This window comes from Stenotrophomonas pictorum JCM 9942, from assembly GCF_001310775.1.
Classification (GTDB): domain Bacteria; phylum Pseudomonadota; class Gammaproteobacteria; order Xanthomonadales; family Xanthomonadaceae; genus Stenotrophomonas; species Stenotrophomonas pictorum.
This window is the reverse complement of record NZ_BAZI01000448.1, coordinates 1-1,934: the sequence shown is the minus strand read 5'-3', so window position 1 is coordinate 1,934 and position 1,934 is coordinate 1. Positions and strand designations below refer to the sequence as shown.

General features: G+C 69.0%; 1 protein-coding gene and 1 pseudogene. Both read right to left on the bottom strand.

Annotation, left to right across the window (positions count from 1 at the left end; translation table 11 throughout):
• Nucleotides 1-1,008, bottom strand: a pseudogene (locus tag JCM9942_RS14875) (lytic murein transglycosylase); the annotation flags it as partial.
• Nucleotides 1,009-1,068: 60 nt separating this feature from the next.
• A partial coding sequence (gene egtD / locus JCM9942_RS14870) for an L-histidine N(alpha)-methyltransferase (RefSeq protein WP_054660614.1) occupies nt 1,069-1,934 on the bottom strand: 866 nt, incomplete at its 5' end.

Below are 1,934 nucleotides of genomic sequence, written 5' to 3'. Positions count from 1 at the left end.
TCGGTCGGCCATGCCGCCTTCAGGCCGCTGCCGCCGCGCAGGCGGTCGGCCAGCGTGGCGATGGCCAGCGCGTAGCTCTCGGGCGGCGTTGTAGGAATAGATCGCGTCGTAGTTGCGGAACACCAGCAGCGCCGGACCGCTGGCACCGGCCGGCAGCAGCAGCGCGGCATTGGCATCGTCGGTGATCGCCGGCACCTGCAGCGGGGTGCCGTCGACGCCGGTGATGCCCAGAGCGCGCCAGTTGGCCAGCGGCTTGCGCTTGGTGCGGCCGGCCAGCGCCGCGTTGAAACCGGCCGGAATCCGCACTTCCACGCCCCACGGCTGGCCCGTCCGCCAACCGGCCTGCTTGAGGTAGTTGGCGGTGGAGGCCAGCGCGTCGGGAATACTGGCGACCAGATCGCGGCGGCCATCGCCATCACCATCCACGGCGATGCGCGCATAGGTGGACGGCATGAACTGGGTATGGCCGAACGCGCCGGCCCACGAACCGGTCAAGCCCTCGGCCTGCAGGTCACCCTGGTCGATCAGTTTCAGCAGCGCCAGCAGCTCCCCTTTGAAAAACGGCTGGCGGCGGCCGTTGCAGGCCAGCGTGGCCAGCGACTGCAGCAGCGGGCGCCTGCCGAACACGCGGCCGTAGTCACTCTCCACGCCCCACACCGCGACGATGGTGGCCGGGTCGACCCCGTATTGCACGCTGACCTGATCGAGCAGCGCGCGATGCTGCTGAAGCTGCGCGCGGCCGTCCGCAACACGCTGGCGATCCACCAGCGCCGCCAGATAGTCCCAGATCGGCGTGGTGAACTCGGGCTGCGCATCAAGCAGCGGCAGCACTCCAAGGTCCGGGGTGATGGTGGTGAACACCTGTTCCACGCGCTCGGCGCCAATACCCTGCGCCACCGCCGCGTTCTTGAGCCCGACCCCGCAGCTGCCGAAGTCGGCGATACCCGCCGAAGCGGTGGCAGCCAAGCCCCACGCGCCCAATCCCAGCACTACGGCAATCGCTCTCATCGGCAGTTCCTGACAGACGGGGGCTGTCGATCATAAACGCGGCGCCGCGATGCGGTGCCTTCATTGCCATTGCAACAGCCGCAGGCCATAGCTGCAGGGCTGCGCGGTCCAGTGCGCCACCACGCGCAATCCGGCGGCGGCGGCCAGCGCGGCGAACCGGGCATCGCTGTATTTGTGGCTGTATTCGACCTGGATGGGCTCCCCCGCGGCGAAATCGAAACGCTGGCCGGCCACCTGCACCCGCTGCGCGACCTCGCTGACCAGTTCAGTCCGGATGCGCTCGTGCAGCGGGTCGTAGCGGGCGCGATGGCGGAACCGGTCCAGCGCGAAATCGCTGCCGATCTCCCGATTCAGGCGTTCGAGCAGGTTGAGCGTGAACGCGGCGGTGATGCCGGCGGCATCGTTGTAGGCCGCTTCGATCCGGGCCGGCTCCTTGACCAGGTCGATGCCGACCAGCGCCAGCCCGGTTGCGCCCATGGTCCGGTGCATGCCGCGCAGCAGCCGCACCGCCTCGCCATCGGTGAAGTTGCCCAGGGTGGAGCCGGGAAAGAACAGCAACGTGCGCCGCGCCGGCTGTTGCGGCTGCGGCAGAGCCACCGCATCGGTGAAATCGGCGCATACCGGCAGCATTTCCAGCGCCGGAAAATCGCCGGCCAGCGCGTGGATGCTGGCCACCAGTGCCGCGCGCGAGATCTCGATCGGGGTGTAGGCCACCACCTCGGGCAGCGCGCGCAGCAGCAACCGGGTCTTGCGGCCGCTGCCGCTGCCGTATTCGACCACCCGCGCCTGCGCTCCCACCTGCTGCGCGATCGCCGGCAATTCGCGCTCCAGCAATGCCAGCTCGGTGCGGGTCAGGTAGTACTCCGGCTGGCGGGTGATCTGTTCGAACAGCGCCGAGCCGCGCGCGTCATAGAAATATTTCGACG